Origin of the sequence: Ferrimonas sediminum, from assembly GCF_900100175.1 — a bacterium.
GTDB classification, from domain to species: Bacteria; Pseudomonadota; Gammaproteobacteria; order Enterobacterales; family Shewanellaceae; genus Ferrimonas; species Ferrimonas sediminum.
In genome coordinates this window covers 276306-301251 of the sequence record NZ_FNEM01000001.1, presented here as the reverse complement: position 1 = coordinate 301251, position 24946 = coordinate 276306, and the positions used below count along the sequence as shown (strand labels likewise).

The window sequence follows — 24946 nt, the reverse complement described above, 5'->3', positions numbered from 1 at the left end:
TTACCAATGAAACCCGCAGCATGACATGCCATAGCGATCACGGTACTCCAATATGCACAGCGAGTAAATTGCTCCGTCAATATCGAAAAGCCTCTTCCGGCGGGCATTGGCTATGGATTGCCGCCGTATTGGCCCGGCTCTTTGCCGCTGACAGAGCGGCAACGTAAACGGCATCCGTTCCGCGGAGTGCGGCGCGTCGCACTTGGCCCCGCCCCACCGCCATACCGAAAATAAAAAGGCCCTGACGAGTCAGGGCCTTTTTTTAATCTGTCCAGAGTGACACCGGAATCCTAGAACGGGATATCGTCATCCCAGCCATCGTCCAGATCCGGGGTGTAGTTCTGCTGGGCTGTCTGCTGTGGCGCGGCCGGCTTTTGCTGGGCAGGCTGCTGAGGCGCGGCCGGCTTCTGCTGTGCGGGTGCTGCCTGCTGACGTGGCGCGTAGTTCTGCTGAGGCGCAGACTGCTGACCACCGCCGTAGTTACCCTGGCCGCCCTGCTGGCCACCCTGGAAACCACCGCCCTGTTGACCGCCTTGCTGGCCGCCCTGGAAGCCACCGCCTTGCTGGCCACCCTGGAAACCGCCGCCCTGCTGGCCGCCACGGGAATCGAGCATCTGCATCTCTTCCGCCACCACTTCGGTGGTGTAACGATCCTGGCCGTTGTTGTCCTGCCACTTGCGAGTTTGCAGTTTGCCTTCCAGGTAGACTTTGGAGCCTTTACGCAGGTATTCACCGGCGATTTCAGCCAAACGACGGAACATCACCACACGGTGCCATTCAGTGCGCTCCTGCTGCTGACCCTGCTGGTCTTTCCAGGTTTCACTGGTTGCTACGGTGATGTTTGCCACGGCGTTACCGTTCGGCATATAACGAACCTCGGGATCTTGTCCCAGGTTACCAACGAGAATCACTTTATTGACGCCACGGCTGGCCATCGTTGTCTCCAATTCTGAATTTTCTCTAATCGAGCAAGGGTACCACAGCAGTGTGGCAGGATCATCACCTGACGCCGGCTTTGCTCAAGCTTTCAAATCGCTTTTTGGCACTGACCTCTGAGTTCCAGTGGCCAATAATCTTGGCCTCCGGCCAGCTAAGCTGCTCGCAAATCAGGTAATTTGGATTGCCACTTCGAAAACAGCCGGGGTTGGCCTGCACCAACGCCATCAAGGCACCGTAGCGGCCCAGCCCCATCTTCGTGGCGGTGTCCCTGGCCACCGACCACAAGGAGCGTTTGTCCATCACGATGGCAGGCCGAGGTTTGACTTCGGGAGCGCGGTAAAACGCCAGCTTGGCCCGGGCTTCGTTCTGCCACTGGTTCAATACCAGGGCCGGCGGGCAGGCCAGGGCCTCGCAGTGCAGTTTCTGCGGATCGCCATTGGTAAAGCAGTCTGGGTTAACCTGCAGCAACGCCATCATGGCGCCGTAATGGCCCAAACCCAGTTGCGGAGCCAACTCCCGGCTCATGGACCAGAAGCTGTTGCCGTTCAGCGGGCACGCCTTCAGGGTAGCGGAGCGGGTTCGCGGGGCGGCGGCCGTAACGGTGGCTGCCGCAACCGGTTGTACGCTGGTCATCACCTGCGGTGAGTGCGCCTTGTCGCCATCCAGTGTCACGCTAAAGTGAATCTGCGTATCGGCGGAATCGTGAAACAGGCTGGACACCAGCACCTCGGCGCGGTTGCCGTTCACCGGCTCACTGCCCTCGAGGTGCAGCTTATAGTTGTTGACCGAAGAGCGGTGCAGTAGGGTGCGGTGGCCATCCTGAACCAGAAAGAAGCGCAGCTGTTCCACCACAAAGGCGTCGCCGACCACATTAATGGTCAGCTCAAGGGGCTCGCCCGGCCGGGAGTGCACCTGGTTGATACTCAGGTGCTCCACGTTTCGGGCATGCACCGATGCGGTTGACAGCAACAACAACCAAAACACCACTCCCTTGGCCATCGTGTTCCCCTCAGCCTTCGCTATCAGTTCGCCAGTAACTGCCGGGCTTGTTCAATATCAAACGGCTCCTCGACCTTCAGGTAGGCCGCCTGCTGTTCGATAATCAGGGTCACTTCTGCCACTCCGGGCTGAGCCAGTAACTGGCTGGCCAGGGTCTTGGCGTGGGCGTCGCTATCGATGTGCGCGTCCATGGTAATGCTCTTGACCGAACGAGGGTTTTTCAGGCCCAGCATCGGCATAAACCACAGCAGGGTCAGGCCGGCACACGCCAGGAATACCCCTTCGGCACCGAACATGGTGTACATGCCACCGCCGATGGAGCCACCAAAGAACGCTCCCATAAACTGGCTGGTGGAGTAGATGCCCATGGCCGACCCCTTGTCACCGGCCGGACTCAGGCGGGAGATCAGTGTCGGCAGCGAGGCTTCCAGGTAGTTAAAGCCGGTGAAAAACACCAGTGTCGCCGCCCCCAGCACCCACAGGTTGTGGTGGGCGGAGGCCATCATCAGCATCGATCCCATCAGCAACAGCATCGCCATCAGGAACGGACGACGGCTGTCCTGCTTGCGAACCGAGAAGATGATCATCGGTGCCATCAGCACAAAGCTCAGCAGCAACGCCGGCAGGTACAGTTTCCAGTGGGAGGTGGCCGCCAGGCCGCTGTCGACCACGGCAATGGGCAGGGCCACAAACAGCGCGCACATAATGAAGTGCAGGGCGAAGATGCTGATGTCCAGGCGCAGCAGCTGCGGGTTCTTGAGCATCTTCAGGAACCGGGTCGGAACCGCCACCACATCACCGGTGGGCGCCTGGCGTACCGCATTGGGCACCAGACCATGCACCACCAGCAGCGCTGCCGAAGCCAGCACCGCGGTCAGGTAGAACAGGCCGCTCAACCCCATGGAGGACGCCAACGTCGGGCCGGCCACCAGGCTGATGGCAAACGACAGGCCGATGAAGGAGCCGATCACCGCCATCACCTTGGGGCGTTGCTCTTCCCGGGTCAGATCCGACGCCAGGGCCAGCACCGCCGAGGCCACCGCACCCATGCCTTGCAGGGCACGCCCCACCGTCACCATCTGAATGCTGTCGGCGGTGGCCGCCACCAGACTACCAATGATAAACAGGATCAGGCCGACGGTGATCACCGGTTTACGACCGTATTTGTCCGACAGCATGCCCGCCGGGATCTGCAGCAACGCCTGCGTCAGGCCGTAGCCACCAATGGCCAATCCGACCCACATGGGGGAGAAGCCGTCCAGATGCTGACCATAAATCGCCAGCACCGGCATAATCAAAAATAACCCAAACATCCGCAGGCCATAAACACTGGCCAGGGTAAACGCCGCTCGGCGTTCGGTAGGGTTCAACCCATTACTCACTGCATGCATCCTCTTACTGGAGCGCTCCGGGGGCGACAGTTTACCAGAGCTGAACACGCTGCACAGTGCCAATCTGTGCCGGTGTGAACACCCGCCGCCCTTAAACTGGACTTTATAATGCAGATTAAGACCATCGATTTTGTGGAAGTGCCTTAGCAATAGAGATTATGCGATACTGATCAAATTGTTTTTAACTCTGGCAGTATCATGGATCAGATTGACGTCCGCGGCGCCCGCACCCATAACCTGAAAAACATCTCCCTGACCCTTCCCCGCGACAAGCTGATTGTGATTACCGGGCTGTCGGGATCAGGCAAGTCGTCGCTGGCGTTCGATACCCTGTATGCCGAAGGCCAGCGCCGCTACGTGGAATCGCTGTCGGCCTACGCCCGCCAGTTTCTGTCGTTGATGGAAAAGCCCGACGTCGACCACATCGAGGGGTTGTCGCCGGCCATCTCCATTGAGCAGAAGTCCACCTCTCACAACCCGCGCTCTACCGTGGGCACCATTACCGAGGTATACGACTACCTGCGACTGCTGTTTGCCCGGGTCGGCGAGCCGCGCTGCCCCACCCACGGCCAGCCGCTGGCAGCGCAGACCGTCAGCCAGATGGTGGACAAGGTTCTGACCCTGCCCTCGGGCAGTAAGCAGATGCTGCTGGCGCCGGTGGTCCAGGGCCGTAAAGGTGAACACACCAAACTGCTGGAGGGACTGGCCGCCCAGGGGTACATTCGTGCCCGCATCGACGGCGAGGTCTGCGACCTGTCGGATCCACCGCCGCTGGATCTGCACGTAAAGCACAACATCGAAGTGGTGGTCGACCGTTTCAAGGTTCGCGACGACCTGGCCCAGCGACTGGCGGAATCGTTTGAAACCGCGCTGGAACTCTCCGGCGGCGTGGTTCACGTTGCCAGCATGGACGACGCCGACGCCGAACCGCTGATCTTCTCGGCCAACTTCGCCTGCCCGCTCTGTGGCTACGCCATGAGCGAACTGGAGCCGAGGATCTTCTCCTTTAACAACCCTGCCGGGGCCTGTGGCACCTGTGACGGCCTGGGAGTGCAGCAGTTTTTCGATCCGCAGCGAGTGATCACTAACCCGGAGCTGTCGCTGGCCGGCGGCGCCATCCGCGGCTGGGACAAACGCAACTTCTACTACTACCAGATGCTCAAATCCCTGGCCGAACACTACCAGTTCGACCTGGATGAGCCGTTTGAAGATCTGCCCAAGAAAGCCCGCGACGTGGTGCTTAACGGCTCCGGCCGCCAGAGCATCGCCTTTAAGTACGTCAACGACCGTGGCGATGTGGTGACCCGCAACCACCCGTTCGAAGGCATTCTCAACAACATGCAGCGCCGCTACAAAGACACCGAGTCCAACTCGGTGCGCGAGGAGCTGACCAAATACATCAGCACCTCCAGCTGCCGCAGCTGTGGCGGCTCGCGGCTGCGGGAAGAAGCCCGCAACGTGTTCGTGAATGAGATCAACCTGCCGATCCTGGCGGAGTGGTCCATCGGCCAGGCGCTGGAGTGGTTCCAGAGCATCGAGCTGGAGGGGCAACGGGCCCAGATTGCCGAGAAGGTACTGAAAGAGATTTGCGACCGCCTCGGCTTCCTGGTGAACGTGGGCCTGAACTACCTGACGCTGTCGCGCTCGGCCGAAACCCTGTCTGGCGGCGAAGCCCAGCGCATTCGTCTGGCCAGCCAGATTGGCGCCGGCCTGGTGGGTGTGATGTACGTGCTGGATGAGCCCTCCATCGGCCTGCACCAGCGCGACAACGAACGGCTGCTCGGCACCCTGACCCACCTGCGGGATTTGGGTAACACGGTGATCGTGGTGGAACACGACGAGGACGCCATTCGCACCGCCGACCACATTGTCGACATCGGCCCCGGTGCCGGCGTTCACGGCGGCGAGGTGGTGGCCCAGGGTGACTACCAGGCCATCTGCGCTAGCGAGCACTCACTTACCGGCAAATACCTGTCTGGCAAGAAACAGATCGCCATTCCCGAACAACGGGTGGCATTCAACAAAGACAGCGTCATTGAACTCAAAGGCGCCAGCGGCAACAACCTGAAGCAGGTGGATCTGACCATCCCCTGCGGCCTGATGACCTGCATTACCGGCGTGTCCGGCTCTGGCAAGTCGACCCTGATCAACGACACCTTCTACAAGCTGGCACACATCGAACTGAACGGTGCCAGCGTCGACGAACCGGCGCCCTACACCAGCATCCAGGGCCTGGATAACTGCGACAAGGTGGTGGACATCGACCAGAGTCCCATCGGTCGTACCCCCCGCTCCAACCCGGCCACCTACACCGGCATCTTCACCCCGATTCGGGAGTTGTTTGCGGGTACTCACGAATCCCGCGCCCGGGGCTACAAGCCCGGTCGCTTCTCCTTCAACGTGCGCGGCGGCCGCTGCGAAGCCTGCCAGGGCGACGGCGTTATCAAGGTAGAGATGCACTTCCTGCCGGATGTGTACGTGCCGTGCGACCAGTGTAAGGGCAAGCGCTACAACCGCGAGACCCTGGAGGTGCACTATAAGGGCAAGAGCATTCACGAAGTGCTGGAGATGACCGTCGAAGAGGCGCGTCAGTTCTTCGACCCGGTACCGGCCATTGCCCGCAAGCTACAAACCCTGATGGACGTGGGCCTGTCCTACATCCGCCTGGGCCAGTCGGCCACCACCCTCTCCGGCGGTGAAGCCCAGCGGGTGAAACTGGCGCGGGAGCTGTCCAAGCGCGACACCGGCAAAACCCTGTACATTCTGGACGAGCCCACCACCGGCCTGCACTTCCAGGACATTCAGATGCTGCTGGACGTACTGCACCGGCTGCGTGACCACGGCAACACCGTAGTGGTGATTGAGCACAACCTCGATGTGATCAAAACCGCCGACTGGATTGTGGACCTCGGCCCCGAGGGCGGTTCCGGTGGCGGCGAGATTCTGGTTACCGGCACACCGGAACAGGTGGCCAAGCACAAGGCCTCGCACACCGCCCGCTTCCTGAAGCCGCTGCTCGGCTGACAGCAACGCCGATATTGACCCACCAGGCCCGGTCGCGAGAGACTGGGCCTCTTTGTTTAAGCACCAACACCGCTATGAAACCCGATTGCCACACCGCCATGATCCAGCTGATTCAACAGGCCCGGGACGCCTTCCCCTTTGGCGTGCCCGAAGCCGAGCTGTGTGGCGGCAAGTGCATTGGCTGCCCCAAAAAACTGCTGGAGCTGGTGGACACCGAACTGTGCGACTGGGAAACCCGGCTGGAGCATGGAGAGGTGCCCAAACTGGGCGATATCTCCCGCTTGGGCAAGCTGTGCCGCAACGTTCACCGAGGGCTGAAACGCAACGGCGTGGTGTGAGCCACCCGCCCAAACTCGGACGGGATGTCAAGATTGAACTGTTCGACGGTTACGCCAATAATGGCGCTTAAACGCTGGCCAAAAGCAGCCAACCACAGGAAGATCTCATGCGTTCTAGCGACACCCAGATTCAGGGCACTCCCAAAGACTACTCAAGCGATCTCTACCGGGTCACCTTTGAAGTAGCGGAATCCAACGGCGCCGCCAAAACCATTCTCAGCGACTTTCTTGGCCCGGACCACAGCCGCAAACTCATCGCCCTGCCCCACGGCTACCAGTGCGAACTGCCGATGCAGTGCATCCCAGAGCTGGTGCGCAACCTGACCATGGCCAACATCGCCGTCTATCAGGTGATTCGCCACGAACAGGCACAGGGTGAGTGGCAGTAACTACGGCAGTATGGCCAGATACCAATTCTGGCCAATCAGCGCTTCCGCTCGCCTAAGCCTGATGCCTTGAACCTCAGAGGTGCTGATTACATAACGTCATTAGTCTTAGTTTTCGGTAGTAGACACTCTAAACAAGGATTCAGGATTAAGGATTAAGGATGCCACCGAAAACTGAATCGCCACCAATTAACACACTAACAATCAGTAAGGATATAGGGCTTGCTCTAAGTATTGTGGTAACAATGAGGGCAAGGTATTCGCTCATCTTCAACAAATGGTCTGTTACTGGAAGATGAGTTCACTAAAATTATTTGATTGGACATAGTAATAATATTTCCAATTTCATACTTAATTAATCAAACCCCACCGCAAATACCTGAGTCCAGTAAAAACCGTATTCCGAATCCGAATTGGCGACACAGGCGACCCCGGTTTCCCGGTATTCCGGTGACATCAGGTTTTGGCAGTGGCCAGGGCTGGCCAGCCACTCTTTGACTGCGGTATCCACATTGGGCTGACCGGCGGCAATGTTTTCACCGACAAACTGCCACTCATACCCCAGATCGATCACGCGCTGGCCCACGTCACTGCCATCCAGGCCGGTATGACTGAGAAAGTTGTAGTTGGCCATATTGGAGGCGTGGTTCCAGGCGGCTTGTTGCAGCAACGTATTGGCTTCTAAGGGTGCCACTGCCGGGTAACGGACTTCGCCGCACAACTGCCCACTGGCCCGAATGGCATTGATGCGCTCTACCAGCTCAGGCAGGTTATCCCGGCATTGGCTCAAACCGGCCTCATCGGCAGCCACAGCCATCCCAACTCCGCTCAATGTGGTTATCAACACCAACACAAACCAACGCATCACGCCCCCGGAAATGAACCGATTAACCCTGCCAACGCAGTATGCGCGAATCTTGGCACGCGCCCATTAAAGTATCAACGACGGAGGTTAATCGCCTTCCTAAAACGCCACACTCCAAATTCACTATTAGCAGTTAGCTAGTGACTGCTTTGGCGCCAGTAGCGGTCATTGGTTCTTAGTCACTTTTGGAATGGCGTGAGTTGGAACATTTAGCAAATTAACAAAATTTGGATTAGAAAATTTAGGGAAAAACTGATTGCCACACCTAGTCACTACAAACTGTATAGGGTAAATAAACCATAGTAAGCTTCAGAAAATTGAGTGGGAACTTGCTAATGCTATCAATGATTTATATCAAATACCACCTCAATGAAATTGATGACATATAGAACCCCTGGCTGTAAGATGAATTGAGTATTTAGTTGAATATTTTAGAGGCGTATAAGATGGCTAGTGGGGCAAAGTTTCATCGAGGAGATCTACACATTCACAGCTTTGGTTCTGGTGGCTCATACGATGTTACTGATGAGCGGATGACACCTGAAGGCATCATCGCAAAAGCAATAGAACAAGACCTCTCGATCATTAGTATCACAGACCACAATAAGATTGCCAATTCCATTACTGCGGTTAACTTGTCTGAAGGTAACAAAGATATTCTAGTTATACCTGGAATTGAAATATCGACGACACAAGGTCATCTACTTGCCTACTTCCCCACTACCCAAGATCTAGAAAATTTCTACGGCAAATTGAACTTCGATCATGATAAAAGGTTTTCAACCCAAGGAATCTATGAGTCCTTAGAGTATGTTAAAAAATATAATGGTTTTGGCATCCTAGCTCATATAGAGGTAGACTCTGGGTTTGAAGCAAGTATTGGCAAGTTTAATGAAATATTTGATGGAGCCTTTCAACACCCTTCGATATTTGCTCTCGAAATCAAAAATCATGAATCGGTGAATTTCTATACACAGGATGATGAGAATCCAGATAGAAAACATGCGATGAAGAAGAGAAATCAAAGTCATAGGTTACCCGATTGTAACAAGTTAGCCAAAGTGATGTCTTCGGATGCACATTCTATGAATGCATTCGGTAAAAATGCATCTGGTGCAGAACGCCTAACTCGCTTCAAGTTAGATGAGCTAAGTTTCGATGGGTTGAGAATTGCCCTAATCAGCCATGACTCTAGGGTTAGGCTTGAAGATGATGTTCCTGTCGCCCCACCAAGGTTTAAAGAAATCAAAGCTTTGGGTGGAATACTGGATGGGATGACTATTCAACTAAGTAATAACATGAACTGCATTATCGGTGGTCGAGGTACTGGAAAATCTACTCTTGTGACAGCTATCCAGGAGGCATCGAACAACCCCGTAGATACCACAGCGGTTCAAAAAAGTAATGCTTGGCCATCAAAGATTGAACTCATATACGAGGATGAAGCTGGTCAAGAGTTCAACTACACACTTGAGCATGGAACCTTAACATGTATCGATACAAATTCTAATTTCATCGATGCTCAAGTTTCATTAGAAGCTTACTCTCAAGGTTTCACTACCTTTTCAAATAGTGTTGGCGAAGATGATAAAGACAATAAGCTTCTGAAATTCTTTGATGGGTTTACAAACGTTAAACATCTGAAAGGTGAGGACAAATCAAAAATCGTCCAACTTTCTGCAAACTTTGAACATTTACAGGATCTAACCAATGAGGTCACTCAAAAAGCTACCGTAGACAAAGAACTGCAAGAGCTAGAAAGCATGAAAAGTGCCTACGAGAAGCAGAACGTAGGTGAGTTGATGAGGCTCCATTCTGGCTTAGTTGAGGAAGAAGCACTCAGAAAAGAGCTAGAAGAGTCATTGTGCGCACTTAGCAAAAGATACAAGGAGGTCCTATCCGATAAAAGTGACATAACCGAGTTACTCAATATCGATAAAACCAAAGTTCATGTAGGTAAAGATCATGTGGATAATGTACTCAGTATCGTTCAAGATTTCTCGGACGTCGTTGACAGGCACCATAAAGAGTTAAGTGATGAGTTAGAGCAAAAGTTAAATCTTCTCAGGACTGAGGTTAGAGCTTGGCGTGGCAAAGAAGGAATTGCAAAGCAGCAGATTGAGGTCAAAAAGAAAGAGTTAGACGATAAGAAAATCCCTTACGATGAAGGGAAGTTCGTCACTCTGTCCAATAGAATCACTCACCTACAGCGAAGACAAAAAGAGATTCAAAAGTCTGACATTAGACTTAAAGAAATTAAAGCTGATAGAGCAAAGTTGTTTAAAGATCGAGAGAGAATTAGCAGTGAAATACAGAAACGCAGGATGAAATTCTGCACTCGAATTAACCAAGACCTTTCAGAGTCTGTTGATGGTTTGTTTGTTCACGCTAAGGTTGGTGATGGTTACTTGTCCAAAGAATTTTCAAGATTTATTAAGAATGCCACTGGTTGGCATAGATGGGCAAATAGTGACAAGATTGCCAATACTATATCTCCTCTTGATTTTTACAAGAATATGAGGTTTAAGAGATATGATTTTCTATCTGGTTTGGGTCTAAGCGATATTGACATTGAAGATGTGAAGATAAATATTTCCGGATTAACACTAGAAAAGGTTCTGTCGATACCATTTAGAGAAAGACCGAAATTGACAGTTACTCGTCACAACAAATCTCAGGGTGACGCAGATGTTAAGGATATCAGTGAATTGAGTTTGGGGCAGCAGCAATCGATTATGCTATCCATCTTAATTCAATCAGATAGCAATCTCCCTCTTATCATTGATCAACCTGAGGATAATCTAGATTCAGAGTTCATATTCAATAGTGTGGTATCTAACCTTAGAAAATGTAAAGAGAAAAGACAAATAATTGTTGTTACACATAATTCAAATATAGGAGTTCTTGGTGATGCCGAGTTGGTAATTCCGCTTGTTGCTTCTAACGATAAATCTTCAATTGTTGGTATGGGTTCTATAGACAACAGAACGACCCAGGATCAGTGTTGTGAAATACTTGAGGGTGGTAGGCGAGCATTCTCGAAAAGGAAAGAAATCTACAGAATCTGAATACTTTTGCTAGAACTAGCATTGGAGTTAACTGGGAAATTGCTATTAGTGAACGAGCAACAGGTATCGTAGATGAACGGCGCATAACCTGAGCGACATGCGCACAACCAACTAGATTAGCTATGGTGGAAGTTATTCAAGCCTGGTGCAAAATTAGCTTACTCAAATCACTGTATAGCCCTGCCTTCTGATTGAAGCAGGGCTATTGTCATAAGCGATAGTAATGAGATTCTATGATGGTTTTAGAAAACTTTGGGGCATTTCCGAGCTTCGACTGAAAGCCCGCAATGGGCAGTGAATCGGCCAATGCCAGAACCTAACCGGAAGGCCCCTTCGTGGCGTCAGGAGTCTCTGGTGATTTCCTTGGTAGTCAGCACGAAACTGGTTAGCTGCTGATGCCTGCTTCGGCGCCAGCAGGGGACATGGCGGTTTGGAAACGAAGGGGTTATACGTGCAGGATCCCGTTGGGCTACAAGGCGTGGTCCATTTCACCGGGCCACTACCGGGATCGTGATTGAGATCGTCGATAACCAGACAGATGAGGCAATCTCTTGTGGAGCAACCGCGTTGATTCAAACTCAAGTCATAAAGAAACGTTAGAGAGTCCAAGCGGACCAGATTGCCGAACATATAACGCATTGATTGGCGCCTATGACCGCACTGGGTTCTATAACCTAACTGTGTCAAAAGACGGATACGAAAATTGGCATGCAGACGACATTGAAGTTGAATCAGGTGTATGCCATGTATACAGAGCATGACTTAAAGCGAGTTTAATTACGTTATATACCGCAAAGGCTATGAAGGAAAACCAGAGGCGGTTTTCCGCTCAGGTTAAGGGGGCAGAATAAAGTTTACTCTGCCCCCTTGTTCTTTTGTTGACGCTGTGCAACTAATTCAACTATTGAATCAAAACCGGTGCATAGCCAACGGCTTGATAACCCATAGAGGAGATGAAGGTATTACCAACGACTACAATCTCGGGAAGAATTGTTGCATTATCGACACCGAATAGCTCTGTGGCGACTGAACAGGCTTCCAGGCGAACATTGGGCAGTTCAGCCATAGCCTTGATCACGGTCTTGGTGTTGGCGGTGGCGGCATCGTTAATTAAGGTAACCGATGGGCCACGAAAGGCGATGACAAACTTTGGTTCAACACCTTGCTCTTCTAATCCTTTATTGGTTTCCAAGATAACATCAAAGTAGAGACCCAATTTATCGGCGTCAGCTAGGTTGATATCAAAAAACAGTTTCCCGGTAGTTTCTCCGGCCAGGGCAACCCGGTCATTGGGTTCTGTTGGCAGCAGGGTTGAATCTGAGTCGCTGCCGCAACCAGCGGTCAGCAGTGCCGTGCCGAATAGACCGGCGAGCAAAGTAAACTTTGATATTTTTTTCATAGTAATTTCCTTTACAGCTTTAAGGTGTACGAACGGCGACGGTTACATAATTGGAATTGTCGCGTACCCCTTAGTGCTGCTGCCAAACCCAGCGGCGGAAATAAATGTGTTACCAACTACGTTGATGTCAGCAAGGATGTCACCATTATCAACACCAAACAATCTCGTGGCGACGGCACAGGCTTCAAATCTAACGCCGTTCAGTCCTGCCAATGTTACGATCTGTGTTTCCAGGGCAGCATCAGCAGCCTCGTAAGTAACAAAAGAAACGGCCGCGCCACGGAAGGCGATGACAAAATCTGGAGTAACGCCTTGTGCTTCGAGGCCATCATAGGTTTCTTTGATGACATTCAGATACAGGGGGAGACTTTCTGGAGCGCTGAGATTGATATCAAACAGGATTTTCCCTTCGGTCAAGTCACCGAGAGCGACGCTGTCATTTGGTACCGCGAAGGCTGATGTTGTCAGGCAGGTGAAAGCCAAGCTGAAAGCAATTAGCATGGTTTTCATGCTGATAAAGTTTTTCATGATTTCTCCATATTGCGGGTGCTAGTAAAGTTCGGGCTAATGAATAAAACGAAATTGCAATATAAGCAATAGCTAATACAGAAAAGCATCATAAAAGCGTGAGCCCTCTCTCCAGGAATAAAATTCAGGCAGTAGAAGTGTGACGCACGTTAAATCACACAACCGCACAAATCACTGAGGCACTCAAAGTTGTTGGAGTCATCACTGGATATATCGTCATATTGTAGTCATCAATGCATGCATCGTTGTGTTAGAGAGGCTATTTGTGCGGAGTCGGTCGTTATGCGTTGCCACCTGATGATCCTACCTGGGAGAACCTTCAACAAGGCAACCAGAAAGAGATTCGGGCAGGGTGAAGAGCCCTCAACACCATAGACACTATTCAGCTTTACAATGACCGCTTCGTGGTGGCAAAAGCCGTTGAAGCGCTGATGAACAACAACCCCAGCCTCAAAATTAACGTTAGTCACCCAGCGGCAAACGAAAATGAAAGGAAAATCCATTCTCACTTTTAATGCCCGGCAATGATATAGAGCCAATAGCATTAATAACTGACCCCCTGATCTTATTCTTGATTATTACTCGCGCCATAAGAGGTTATTAAGCCTAAACCCATCTAATTATTTTGCTCTTTTCCCCCTCAAATACTGATTTTGTTCACATTAGCAAATAAACCTCGGGAAAATGCTTGAGAACCTTCTTACCTTTCGATGTAGTCGAGGAGATCAAATTTAGCCACTGATACTAACGATCCATAAATCGGACATTTATGAACATTAAGATCTCTATTAAAGGCATGCTTCAGCTGACGATAACCCTCTCCCTGTTGGCGATGTTCGTGTTGTTTTGGAGTACTGAAAACCAACTTGAACAGACCAGACAGAGCGTAGCCGATGAAGAACGCCTGGTTAATGCCGTATTCGCCCTCAAGGACAGTCGCTATTACGTGGTTCAGATCCAACAATTTCTGACGGATGTTGGCGCCACACGCAGTGACGAAGCCAAGGCCGAGGCCGAAGCGAGCTTGCAGGGTGCCAAACAGAACCTGGACAGGCTGGTAACCTTTGCCCCGGAGTTGGCCCAACAAGCCAGATCGCTTCAGCAGCAGGTCACCGCCCTTCATAACACCGGGGTCAAAATGGCCGATGCTTACCTGCATCAGGGGACGGAGGCAGGAAACGACCTAATGAAGGGCAGTGGAGGCTTCGATGAGGCGTCCAGCATCCTGGCCGAAAACCTCGATCAACTTTCTCAGTCACTGGATACCCAGGTCGAACTGGCGATGGCACACACGCTCACATCGACTCGTGATGCCGAACAGGCCGTCCTTTGGGGCAGCCTTCTAATAAGCCTGTTTCTCATTGCCGTGATGGGCCTGCTTTATCGCCGGACATTAACACCATTGGCTGAGCTGGAATCGTCGATGAGCAACATCGCCTCCGGCGCCAAAGATTTAACCGTCCGCCTGGACGACTCCGGAAACGATGAAATCGCCAGAGTTGCGCGCAGTTTTAACCAGTTTGTCGGTAATATTCGCGAACTTTTTCAAGGGTTCAATCAAAGTACCCTGCAGTTAGCCTCGGCACGGGTCCAACTAACGGACGCCAGCAACCAAACCCTCCATGGAATGATGCAGTTGCAATCGGAAACCGATCAGGTTGCCGCCGCAATGAACGAGATGCAGGCAACGGTAACGGAAGTCGCCAACAACGCCGAAATAGCGGCCCGGGCAGCCAATGAATCCAATGAGCATGCCATCGAGGGCGAGACCGTTGTCAGCCAAACCACCGCCTCCATCAACAGCCTGGCCAGCGGCGTCGAACACGCCGCCCAGGTGCTGCAAAAGCTGGAAACCAACGTCGACGACATCGGTACCATCCTGGATGTGATCGTCGGCATCGCCGACCAAACCAACCTGCTCGCCTTGAACGCAGCCATCGAAGCGGCTCGTGCCGGAGAACAGGGGCGCGGCTTCGCCGTGGTTGCCGATGAAGTCCGAACCTTGGCCAAACGCACCCAGGAGTCCACCGACCAGATTCAGCAGATGATCAGCCAGCTGCAAAGCGGCGCCAAAGATGCTGCATTGGCGATGCAGAGGAGTCAGGAGCAGGCACAGAACAGCACCAAGCAGGCAACCCAGGCCGGCGAAGCCCTTATCCACATCACGGAGTCAGTGGCCACGATTTCAAGCATGGCAACCCAGATCGCCACCGCCGTAGAGCAGCAAACCTCGGTGGCCAATGACATCAACCGCAACATCGTCAACATCAGTGACGAAGCCAAATCGACGGTCATGAATGCCGAGGATTCCAATGCCGCCAGCAACCAGGTGGGGCAACTGTCGGAGCAGCTGGACAGCCAAATAGGCCAGTTCAGGATCTCCTGATTACCGCACGGCACTGCCTCACAGACCCGGTCAAGACGGCCGGGTCTGTGAAGCGCGGCTGCCATCAACGGGCCTCCAGGGTGAAACTGCGGCAGTTTTGGGCCAACCCCAAATAGGCTACACTGCCCGAAACCACGGAGACCCCATGACCGCCACCTTCACCGACATCGTTGCCCCCAAAGACGCCGGCAAGCCGCTGTATGGCTTTCTGCGTTCGCTGTTTCCCTATCTGGATGCCGCCGTATGGCAGGCCTTTGAAGCCGCCGCGTCGGTGGAGATAGACGGTGAGCTCGCCGAGGGCAATCCCGCACTGGTGGCCGGCCAGGTGCTCCACTACCGCATCACCGACTACGCCGAGCCGGATGTCGATACCCAGTGGCAACTGCTGTGGGAAGGCACGGAGATCATCGCGGTGCACAAGCCCCCCAGCCTGCCGGTGAGCCGCACCACCCGCAATATTCACAACACCCTGGTGCAGCTGGTGCGGCGGCAGAGCCCCTGGAAACAGGCGCACCTGTTGCACCGGCTCGATCTCGACACCGGTGGCATCGTACTGATGGCCAAAGATCAGCGCGCCGCCAGCCATTGGCAGCCCAAACTGAGTGAACTGATGCCGCGCAAGGTCTACCACGCGGTGGTCCACGGCAGCCCGCTGTGGGACAGCCACGAGCTGCAGTGCAAGCTGAATACCCGGCCCGACAGTCCGATTCGCTGCCAGATGCACGTGGTCAGTGACCATGAAAAGGGCAAGGCCAGCCACACCCGTTTTCGGGTACTGGCCCGGGAACCGGGGCATGCACTGGTGGAATGCCAGTTAGTGACCGGTCGCAAACATCAGATTCGTGCCCACCTGGCTCATCTGGGCCACGCCATCGTCGGCGACAAGATTTACGCCAACGACGGCGACTACTACCTGAAGCGGCTGGCCGATGCGGTCACCGATGCCGACCGGGCCCGTTTGGGCGCCCGCCATCACCTGCTGTTCGCCCGGGAACTGGAGATAAAGCTGGCGCCGGACGCACCGGAGTTAGTGGTCACCAACCCCCACTACTCCGACGATTGGCGCGAGTTCTGCCGCCGTCATCAACTGCCGTTGGACTAGCCGCGACACCGAAACGAAAAACGCCCGGCCAAAAGGCCGGGCGTCTGTTTCCCGGGTGATGATGATGTCCCGGTGTACGGCTCAGAATTTACCGTTGCCGTTCTTCCACTCGCTCTGCGGTGGAATCGCTTCGATGGTGTCCCAGTGCTCGACAATCTTGCCATTCTCCACCCGGAACAGGTCGTAGAACGAGGTGTGCTGCCCCCCCAGAGTGCCTTCGCTGACGGTCAGCACGAAGTTGCCCTCGCCCAGCACCCGGTGCACCTGCTGGTACTCCATGGTAATCCCCTGCTCCGCCATGGCGGCCAGGGCCGCACCCAGTCCATCCAGGCCATCGGCGATGCCCGGGTTATGCTGCAGGTAGTAGTTCGGCTCGATGTACTGAGTGATGGTGTCCATCTTGCCGTTGACCAGCACATCGTTCACAAAGCCCTGCACCAGCGCCTTGTTGGCATCGGTGCTGTCCAGCTCCTCGGCCTGGGTGGGGCCGTCGGTCATGGTGCGACCACTGGGGTTGGCGCTGTCCGGCGTCTGTTGCAGGTTGTCCCAGTGCTCCACAATCAGCCCCTGCTCGAAGCGGAAGATGTCGAAGCCGATCTTGGGGCCAAAGAAGTTGTAATCGGTATGGGCAAAGACGAAATCCCCATCCTGAAACACCCGCACCGTATCCACTCGGGCCGATCCCTCCGGCAGGGCCTGCAACGCCGCGCCAAATCCCGCCAGGCCGTCGGCCACCCCCAGATTGTGCTGAATGTACTTGTTGGGGTTGATGTAACTCACCGGCTCGGCATCGCCGGTCTCGATGCTCTTCAACAGCGCGGTCACCTTCTCCTTTTGGCTCAATGGCTCCGGCTGCTGGTGCGAGGTGTTGCTGCACGCCGCAGTGGCCAGAGACAACACTAGCACCGAACTTGTTGTAACGGTCTTGGTCCAGCTCTTCATGGTCAAAATCCTTTATCATTACTGACTGCAAAATCACAATGAGGGGATTATTCCTTTATTAAAGCTGACCTTATAGGTACATTTACCCCAAAGAATGGTCAAAATCGAGCAAGCTCGCCCATGCCCTCACCCGAGAACAGCGACGCCTCTCTTCGAAGTATCACGTTTCACAACCCCAGGTTAACCGGGCTGGGATTGGAGCCGATGACGCTGTCGGAGTTAAAAAGCAAGGTATCCGCCGACTTCATCCAAAAGCCAGAGCGGGTCAACCTCTATATGCTGATCCTGGTTACCTCCGGCCAGGGCCAACACCGCATCGACTTTCAGAACTGGCCGATGGTGCCCGGCACCCTCATCTGCGTTCGGCCCGGCCAAGTACAGCAGTGGCTCACCAACAACCACTACGAAGCCGATATCATATTGATCGCCCCCGATGCGCTGCCCTATCACAGTGGCCAACAACTGCCGCAGCAGTTGAGCCTGCTGCGCTTCGATGAGTGGCACACGCTGCTGTCGCTGCCTCAGGGCGACGCCGCCCAGCTCGGGGACGAGTTTAAACGGCTGCGCCACGACTTTGAGCAGTACGATGGCGAAGAGCTGGATGCGGCACTGATCCGCCACGAACTGATGAGCCTGCTACTCAGAATTGCCAAGCTGCAACGGCTGCAACCCACAGTTGAGACAGGGCAATCGAGCCACGGGCGGACCTATCGGCTGTTCCGCCAGGCGCTGGAGCTCCATTTCATGGAGCAGCGCAGTGTCCAGTTTTATGGCCGCGCTCTTGGCTACTCTGAAAGTACCCTCTCCCGGGCCTGCCTGGCCGCGGAGGGCCGCTCGGCCAAACAGGTCATAGACCACCGTATCGCGCTGGAGGCTCAACGGCTACTGGCACACAGCACCGCGTCGGTGGCAGAGATCGCCCACCAATTGGGGTTCAGCGAGCCAACCAACTTCGTTAAGTTTTTTCGCAGATTGATTGGTGTTACCCCGACGGCGTTTCGCCGCCAGGAGTAGCCATCAACTGCCGCTGACGTAAACCGGTTTGAAAAAAAATCCCGGCCTTGAGGCCGGGATGCTGAAGAGGTAGAGGGATAGGCCTAAATGTCCTGCTTTTTATCAGCGGACTGATAACCGTCAGCACCAGCTCCCTTGCCCCTCCCTAGGGTTTAACTGAGTTTTGAACCCCGTTATCCAGACCCTCAGAATGAGGCCTCGGAGGCCTTCAACTGAGTGCCGTTGAAAACCTGGCTCAAGCTGGCCATCTCCACCGACGGCACCAACACTTTATCCTTCAACAAGTAGTCGGCCACGCCCTGGTCAAAAGAGCGATAGTTCAGCTTGGTTTCAACCCGGTAGTCATCCGCACCCTCGGGCAGGCTGAAACGATACTCCACCGTCTTGTGCCCTTTGGGCGCAATGGTGTTTTCGGTGGCAAAACGGGCAATTTTCCACGGCTTATGTTCAGGGTTGCCCTTTGCGTCCACCGACCCGTTCTGGAACAGCACGGTACCTTCCGGCAGCAGGTTATCGGCATCCAGGCTGCCAGACCGCAACAGCTCTTTACCTTGGCTATCACGAATCACCACTTCCAGCCACACCTGGCGGATAAAGGTCAGGCTGGTTGGCAACGCGTGGCCGGCCCGGCGGTTGTGTACCGTCACCTGCAACACGCCGTCATCGCCGTCGCGAATGATCTTGGTATCCACCGTTGCGGCACTCTTGAGGCGTTTTTTGGCCTCGGCGGCGTGTTCTTCGCCATTTTTTACGCCCAGCAGGGGGGCCAACACGGCGTTGCCACCGACAAAGCCATGGTCATGCACCAAGGGACGTTGTTTACCACCGCGAGCGGCCTTGCCACCCAGGCCATGGTTGGCCAGTTCAGCCACAGGTTTCATTTCATCGGCCACCCTGATGGCCGCCTCGACCGGCACCATGTGGCAATCCTGACACTGGATGCCACTCTCGGCATACGGCGACGCCTTCCACTCCTGGTAGGTATGCTCCAGGGCGAAGTTATCGTGGGCCGGGTTAAACACATTGTGGCAGTTAGCACAAAACTCAGATTTGGTGTGCAGCTCCGAGTACTCGGCCTGGTGGCCACGGGCCTTGGCATCACTCAATGGTCCGCGTTTCACCTTATCGTTGGCCAGCGCCAGTGACCCGTTGCCATGCTCGCCCATGGCGGTGTGGCGCATATTGGTGTCGACCACACTGTGACACACTTCGCAGGAGATCCCCTTGGCAGCCACCCCCTGAGTGGTAAACAGTCCATTTTTTTCCTGATCCGGGTCGAACTCCACGGTCTGGGTAACGGTGCCGAATGCCGTATGACAGCCGCCACAGAGATTACGGGTGACGCCATCGGTTTCCTTGTCACCCATGGCCCACTCTGACTGAAATACCGGATCGATAAAGGCGATGGAGTGCATCGAGCCCTGCCAACCGGTCCACTGCCGCGGGTGGCACCCCTTACAGCGTTTGGGCTCGCTCCAGTCTTTAAGGGCCGGAGCCTTATCACCCACAACGGTGAGGTAAGAGGGGGCGTAGGGTTGGGTTTCGGATGCCTGGAGCGTCAGGGGTAGCGCGGTGCACAGCAGCGCCGCGACCAGGTTGCGTTTTAACGTCATCATGATTCTCTTCTAAGAACACCGGAGGTCATTCTCCGGCCAGCCTTGCCGGTGGTTGGCGTTGAAGTTGCCGGTCGGAAAATGACTAGCCACAGATAAAAGCAAACAAAACCAAGCAACTGCAAAGTTTTTGGATGGTATATCTGAGCTCGGTTCAATACCCCGATCCGAAGAGAGAATTGCGATCGTGGCCACGCTTCATCTGGGTTTTCGAGCCGTGCCGCTTGTCACTTAGGGGTCGCCACTGCCAAACCGGGGGCCAGAGTCTTGGGTTTATCCAAAAGCCAGCGGATACAAGCCGGCGCCGGTATAACGGAGGGAAGAGTGAAAGCGGGGCACAATGCTGTTACTGGAGCCCGGCAGTTACCTGAAACACAACCATAAAAAAGCCCCGCAACAGCGGGGCAAGCATAGGGAGCAAATTGGAAACTCAGTACTCGCGCTGCACGCTCTGCTTCCAGAACTGCTGCGATAGGTGGTGGGTCTTGCTGGACAGACGACTCATCTGCTCACAGCGATCTTTGGCCTGCTCGGTCTGCTCGAGGCTGTCGGTGGACAGCTCGCTGATAACCTGAATCGCCTGGCTGATCTCGCTGGCCACCGTGGTCTGCTGGCTCATGGCGGTGGCGTTTTGCTCCGACATGCTGCTGATGCGGTTAATGGAGGCCCGCAGTGACTCGAACGCCGCATCGGCTTCCTCCGCCAGGTTGACCGAGCGGGACGCCTGGGTCTGGCCGGCTTCCATGGCTGCGGTGGCCCGGCGGGTGCTGTCCTGGAACTTATTGACGATGGTTTCAATCTGCGCCGTCGACTCGCTGGTGCGGCTGGAGAGCTGACGCACCTCGTCCGCCACTACCGCAAAGCCCCGACCGGATTCACCGGCGCGCGCCGCCTCAATGGCCGCGTTCAACGCCAGCAGGTTGGTCTGCTCGGCAATGCCGCGAATCACCTCCAGCACACCGTTAATGTCACGGCTGTCCTGTTCGATGGACTCCACTACCTCGGAGAAGTGACCCACTTCGATGCTGAGCTTGTTGATGGCGTCGATCACCGTCATCAAACGTTCATGGCCCAGCTCGGCCGCCTGATGGCTGGCGCCCATCTCCTCGGCCGCTTTCTGGGTGTTGCTGTTCACTTCGGCGAAGCTGGCAGTCATCTCCTCCATGGCGGTGGCCGCCTGGCTGGTCTGCTGGCTCTGACTGTCGGCGCGCTCGCGGGTTTCATTGATGGTGACGTTGAGGTTGCTGCTCTGGCCACTGATGGAACCGGCCGAATCGGCCATTCTGCCCACCACACCGCCGGTTTCGGTCACCAGGTAGTGCATGGCCAGATCCAGCTTGCCAATCTCGTCCTGACGACCGGTATACACCGCCCCGGCAATGGGGTCGTCGATGATGCTGGTGGCGGTATCCACCAGTTTGCGCAGCGGCGACAGAATCACATAGATACCAGCCACCCCCAGTACTGCGCCCACCACCCCGGCCATCAACGGCGAGTAGACCGCCCCGGCTGCGGTGCCGGCGGTCACTGCCGACGCCCACAACATCATCTTGCCGCCGAAGCCCAGCCAGTCTTTGCGCATCTCCTTCGGCGTCTTGCCGGCATTCACCGCCTTATAGATGCGGTCGGCCGACGCTACCTGCTCGGCAGTGGGCTTGCGACGCACCGATTGCAGCTCGTGCAACTTGCCGTCTTCGTACACCGGCGCCACATAGGCATTAACCCAATAATAATCGCCGCTTTTACAACGATTTTTTACCATTCCCATCCAGGGCTGGCCTGACTTTACGCGATCCCACAACGACTTGAAGGCCACCCCGGGCATATCCGGATGACGCACGATGTTGTGGGGCTGACGGTGCAGCTCTTCAAACGAGTACTCCCCCACCTCGATAAAGGTCTCGTTGGCGTACTTGATGTTGCCATTCAGATCCGTAGTCGACAGCAGAATGCAATCACGGCTGAGGGGCTTCTCTTTCTGGGTAACCGGTTGATTATCACGCATAGTTATGATGTTTTTGGGGATGTGGCGCCATTCTGGCAAACCGTTCAGGTGGGGAATATGACCCACATCAAGTTATTCATGTGTTAACGAATAACAATCTCAGAAAAGGACAAACTCTCACCCTTTGCTGGTGTTAAACGCACAAACACGCAAAAACCCGCAGGTCAGTGACATAACCTGCGGGTTTGGCGTCTCATCGGCCAAAGGCCAACCCGGTTAATATTCCCGCTGTACGCTTTGCTTCCAGAACTGCTGCGACAGGTTATGGGTCTTGTTGGAGAGGCGGTTCATCTGATCACCGCGCTCCTTGGCCAGCTCGGTCTGCTGCAGGCTTTCCTGGGCCAGTTCGCTGATCACCTGAATCGCTTCACTGATCTCCGCCGCCACCGTGGTTTGCTGGCTCATGGCCGAGGCGTTCTCCTCCGCCATGCCGCTGATGCGGTTGATGGAGGCCCGCAGCGACTCAAACGCCGCATCGGCCTCTTCCGCCAGATTGACCGAGCGGGATGCCTGGCTCTGGCCCGCTTCCATGGCTGCGGTAGCACGACGGGTGCTGTCCTGGAACTTATTGACGATGGTTTCAATCTGCGCCGTCGACTCGCTGGTTCGGCTGGACAGCTGCCGCACTTCATCCGCCACGACCGCAAAGCCCCGGCCGGACTCACCGGCCCGCGCCGCCTCGATGGCCGCATTCAGTGCCAGCAGGTTGGTCTGCTCGGCGATGCCGCGAATCACCTCCAGCACACCGCTGATATCGCGGCTGTCCTGCTCGATGGACTCCACCACTTCGGAGAAGTGACCCACCTCGTCGCTGAGCTTGTTGATGGCGTCGATCACCGTCACCAGCCGCTCATGGCCAAGCTCGGCCGCCTGATGACTGGCGCCCATCTCCTCGGCCGCAGTCTGGGTGTTGCTGTTCACTTCGGCAAAACTGGCGGTCATCTCCTCCATGGCGGTGGCCGCCTGGCCGGTCTGTTGGCTCTGGCTGTCGGCCCGCTCACGGGTCTCGTTGATGGTGCCATTCAGATCGCTACTCTGGACGCTGATGGAGCCGGCCGAATCGGCCATTCTGCCGACGACACCACCGGTCTCGGTGACCAGGAAGTGCATCGCCAGATCGATCTTGCCGATCTCATCCTGACGATTGGTGTACACCGCCGAGGCAATGGGGTCGTCAATGATGTTGGTGGCGGTATCCACCAGAGCCCGAAACGGCGACATCATGCTGTAGATCCCCAGCGAAGCCACTACGGCTCCGACCACACCCGCCAGCAGCGGTGAAAAGCTGGCCCCGTAGGCCGTCAGCAATACCGCCAGCAGGGTCCACACCATCAGCCGACCGCCAAAACCGAGCCAGTCTGGCTTCAGCTCCTTGGGCGTCTTACCGGCATTGACCGCCTTATAGATGCGATCCGCCGACTTAACCTGAGCCTCGGTGGGTTTGCGCCGCACCGACTGATACTCATGCAGCACGCCGTCCTCATAGACCGGGGCAATGTAGGCATTAACCCAGTAATAGTCGCCATTTTTACAACGGTTTTTCACCAGCCCCATCCACGGCTGACCGGTTTTCACCGTTGACCACATCGACTCGAACGCCACCGGCGGCATATCCGGGTGACGGACAATGTTGTGAGGCTGGCGATGCAGCTCCTCAAATGAGAAACCACAAATGCTGGTGAAATCCTCATTCGCGTATTTTATGTTGCCCTCCAGATCCGTGGTCGACAGCAGGATAGAATCGATGCTGAGCGTCTTCTCGTTCTGGGTCACGGGTTGATTGTTGCGCATGGGATACTTGTTTGAATTTGGGGTGTCAGTATTTTGACAAATACCGGCTGCCGTAAACATGACAGCGGTCAAAGTTGCACCAGCGAATCTAAATGCAACTTGCTAAAATTTAGAGCAAAATCACAAGAAAGCTCACAAAGCAGCCCCGGTGATGCCGGCGGGGGCTGTCGGGCCGTTGCGGCAACCAAAACCACAGCGGCACGCCGGTAGCGTGCCGCTGGAATTCCGCTGCCATGGCCCCCTTTATCAGGGCGTCGGGCGTACCCCCAAAGCATGGCAGATGGCGTAGCTGAGTTCGGCCCGGTTGAGGGTGTAGAAGTGGAACTCCTTGACCCCCTCCTTGGCCAGCACCTTGGCCATCTCAATGGCAACGTTGGCTCCCACCAGCTTACGGGTGGCCGGGTCTTCATCCAGACCATCGAACATGTGGTGCAGCCAGTTGGGCACATGCACCTTGGCAAACTCGGAGAACTTCAGTAGCTGCCGGTAGTTGGTGACCGGCAGAATCCCGGGCACAATCTCCACATCGATGTTGGCCGCGGCACAGCGATCGCGAAATCTCAGGTAGGCTTCAATATCGAAGAAGAACTGGGTAATCGCCCGGTTGGCACCGGCATCAACCTTGCGCTTCAGATTAATGAGATCCGCCTGGGCGTTGCGGGCTTCCGGGTGCACTTCCGGATAGGCGGCCACCGAGATCTCAAAATCGTGCTCCTGCTTCAGCAGCGACACCAGATCGGACGCAAACCGGTTCGGTCTTCCCTGGCCTTCCGGAAGATCGCCACGCAAGGCCACGATGTGACGCACTCCCTGCTGCCAATACTGCCTGGCCAGGGCACGCAACTCCTCGTCACTGGCATCCACCAGAGTCAGGTGCGGGGCCGCCACCAGATCGGTTTCGGTATGGATCTTCTCAATCACCTTATGGGTGCGATCCCGCACCCCGGAGTTGGCACCGTAAGTCACCGACACGAAGCGGGGCTTGAGAGGCTGCAGCCGCTCAATGGACTGCCACAGCGTCTGTTCCATGGATTCCGATGACGGTGGAAAAAACTCGAATGAAACCTGAATGTCTTTAAGGTGGCTGAGACGCTCGTTCAAGGCTTCTAACTGCTGTGCGTGATGAAATCCCATGGTTACTGCTCCTTTGAAACGT

18 protein-coding genes are annotated in these 24946 nt (G+C 55.2%); 7 read left to right on the top strand and 11 right to left on the bottom strand.

Going from position 1 to position 24946, the window contains the following annotated elements; genetic code table 11:
- Positions 1-290: 290 nt before the first annotated feature.
- From ssb to BLT77_RS01335, 3 genes are all read right to left on the bottom strand, one after another.
- Complete coding sequence (ssb, locus tag BLT77_RS01345) at positions 291-935, bottom strand: single-stranded DNA-binding protein (protein ID WP_090360748.1); 645 nt, start codon at positions 933-935, stop codon at positions 291-293.
- 64 nt (positions 936-999) lie between these two features.
- Positions 1000-1938 (bottom strand): type IV pilus assembly protein FimV, encoded by a 939-nt coding sequence (locus tag BLT77_RS01340; RefSeq protein WP_090360744.1) that lies wholly within the window; start codon positions 1936-1938, stop codon positions 1000-1002.
- A gap of 23 nt (positions 1939-1961) precedes the next feature.
- Entirely contained in the window at positions 1962-3329 is a 1368-nt protein-coding gene (locus BLT77_RS01335; RefSeq protein ID WP_090360739.1) for an MFS transporter, read from the bottom strand.
- A gap of 198 nt (positions 3330-3527) precedes the next feature.
- On the opposite strand from BLT77_RS01335, the gene uvrA reads away from it, so the two are divergent.
- The 3 genes from uvrA to BLT77_RS01320 all read left to right on the top strand — a co-directional run bounded on the left by uvrA (position 3528) and on the right by BLT77_RS01320 (position 7080).
- On the top strand, positions 3528-6353 hold the full coding sequence (uvrA, locus tag BLT77_RS01330) for an excinuclease ABC subunit UvrA (RefSeq protein WP_090360736.1): 2826 nt from the start codon (positions 3528-3530) through the stop codon (positions 6351-6353).
- Positions 6354-6427: 74 nt separating this feature from the next.
- Positions 6428-6691 (top strand): hypothetical protein, encoded by a 264-nt coding sequence (locus BLT77_RS01325; protein WP_090360733.1) that lies wholly within the window; start codon positions 6428-6430, stop codon positions 6689-6691.
- A gap of 107 nt (positions 6692-6798) precedes the next feature.
- On the top strand, positions 6799-7080 hold the full coding sequence (locus BLT77_RS01320) for a hypothetical protein (protein ID WP_090360730.1): 282 nt from the start codon (positions 6799-6801) through the stop codon (positions 7078-7080).
- A 352-nt stretch (positions 7081-7432) separates the two neighbouring features.
- On the opposite strand, the gene BLT77_RS01315 is transcribed toward BLT77_RS01320, so the two are convergent.
- A complete protein-coding gene (locus tag BLT77_RS01315) occupies positions 7433-7894 on the bottom strand; it encodes a CAP domain-containing protein (protein WP_176819155.1) in 462 nt (153 codons plus the stop codon).
- Positions 7895-8364: 470 nt separating this feature from the next.
- Here BLT77_RS01315 and BLT77_RS01310 point away from each other — a divergent pair, with 470 nt between their 5' ends.
- The gene (locus BLT77_RS01310) at positions 8365-11010 is read left to right on the top strand and encodes a TrlF family AAA-like ATPase (RefSeq protein WP_090360719.1); all 2646 of its coding nucleotides are present in this window, start codon (positions 8365-8367) and stop codon (positions 11008-11010) included.
- A 901-nt stretch (positions 11011-11911) separates the two neighbouring features.
- On the opposite strand, the gene BLT77_RS01305 is transcribed toward BLT77_RS01310, so the two are convergent.
- Positions 11912-12409, bottom strand: coding sequence for a hypothetical protein (locus BLT77_RS01305; protein ID WP_090360714.1), 498 nt, complete (start codon positions 12407-12409; stop codon positions 11912-11914).
- Between the two features lie 42 nt (positions 12410-12451).
- Positions 12452-12937, bottom strand: coding sequence for a DsrE family protein (locus tag BLT77_RS01300; RefSeq protein ID WP_090360709.1), 486 nt, complete (start codon positions 12935-12937; stop codon positions 12452-12454).
- Positions 12938-13706: 769 nt separating this feature from the next.
- On the opposite strand from BLT77_RS01300, the gene BLT77_RS01295 reads away from it, so the two are divergent.
- Both BLT77_RS01295 and BLT77_RS01290 read left to right on the top strand, forming a co-directional pair.
- On the top strand, positions 13707-15323 hold the full coding sequence (locus BLT77_RS01295; RefSeq protein WP_090360706.1) for a methyl-accepting chemotaxis protein: 1617 nt from the start codon (positions 13707-13709) through the stop codon (positions 15321-15323).
- Positions 15324-15468: 145 nt separating this feature from the next.
- Positions 15469-16425 carry an RluA family pseudouridine synthase gene (locus BLT77_RS01290; protein ID WP_090360702.1) on the top strand — a complete coding sequence of 319 codons (957 nt, stop codon included), beginning with the start codon at positions 15469-15471 and terminating at the stop codon, positions 16423-16425.
- Positions 16426-16506: 81 nt separating this feature from the next.
- Here BLT77_RS01290 and BLT77_RS01285 read toward each other — a convergent pair whose 3' ends face one another.
- Positions 16507-17367 (bottom strand): nuclear transport factor 2 family protein, encoded by an 861-nt coding sequence (locus BLT77_RS01285; protein WP_090360698.1) that lies wholly within the window; start codon positions 17365-17367, stop codon positions 16507-16509.
- Positions 17368-17487: 120 nt separating this feature from the next.
- Here BLT77_RS01285 and BLT77_RS01280 point away from each other — a divergent pair, with 120 nt between their 5' ends.
- Complete coding sequence (locus tag BLT77_RS01280; RefSeq protein WP_090360693.1) at positions 17488-18381, top strand: AraC family transcriptional regulator; 894 nt, start codon at positions 17488-17490, stop codon at positions 18379-18381.
- Between the two features lie 185 nt (positions 18382-18566).
- Here BLT77_RS01280 and BLT77_RS01275 read toward each other — a convergent pair whose 3' ends face one another.
- From BLT77_RS01275 to metF, 4 genes are all read right to left on the bottom strand, one after another.
- Entirely contained in the window at positions 18567-19997 is a 1431-nt protein-coding gene (locus tag BLT77_RS01275) for a multiheme c-type cytochrome (RefSeq protein WP_245709834.1), read from the bottom strand.
- 427 nt (positions 19998-20424) lie between these two features.
- Entirely contained in the window at positions 20425-21999 is a 1575-nt protein-coding gene (locus BLT77_RS01270) for a methyl-accepting chemotaxis protein (protein WP_090360688.1), read from the bottom strand.
- Between the two features lie 216 nt (positions 22000-22215).
- Positions 22216-23790 carry a methyl-accepting chemotaxis protein gene (locus BLT77_RS01265; RefSeq protein ID WP_090360683.1) on the bottom strand — a complete coding sequence of 525 codons (1575 nt, stop codon included), beginning with the start codon at positions 23788-23790 and terminating at the stop codon, positions 22216-22218.
- A 246-nt stretch (positions 23791-24036) separates the two neighbouring features.
- Entirely contained in the window at positions 24037-24924 is an 888-nt protein-coding gene (gene metF / locus BLT77_RS01260; RefSeq protein WP_090360678.1) for a methylenetetrahydrofolate reductase, read from the bottom strand.
- Positions 24925-24946: the final 22 nt, after the last annotated feature.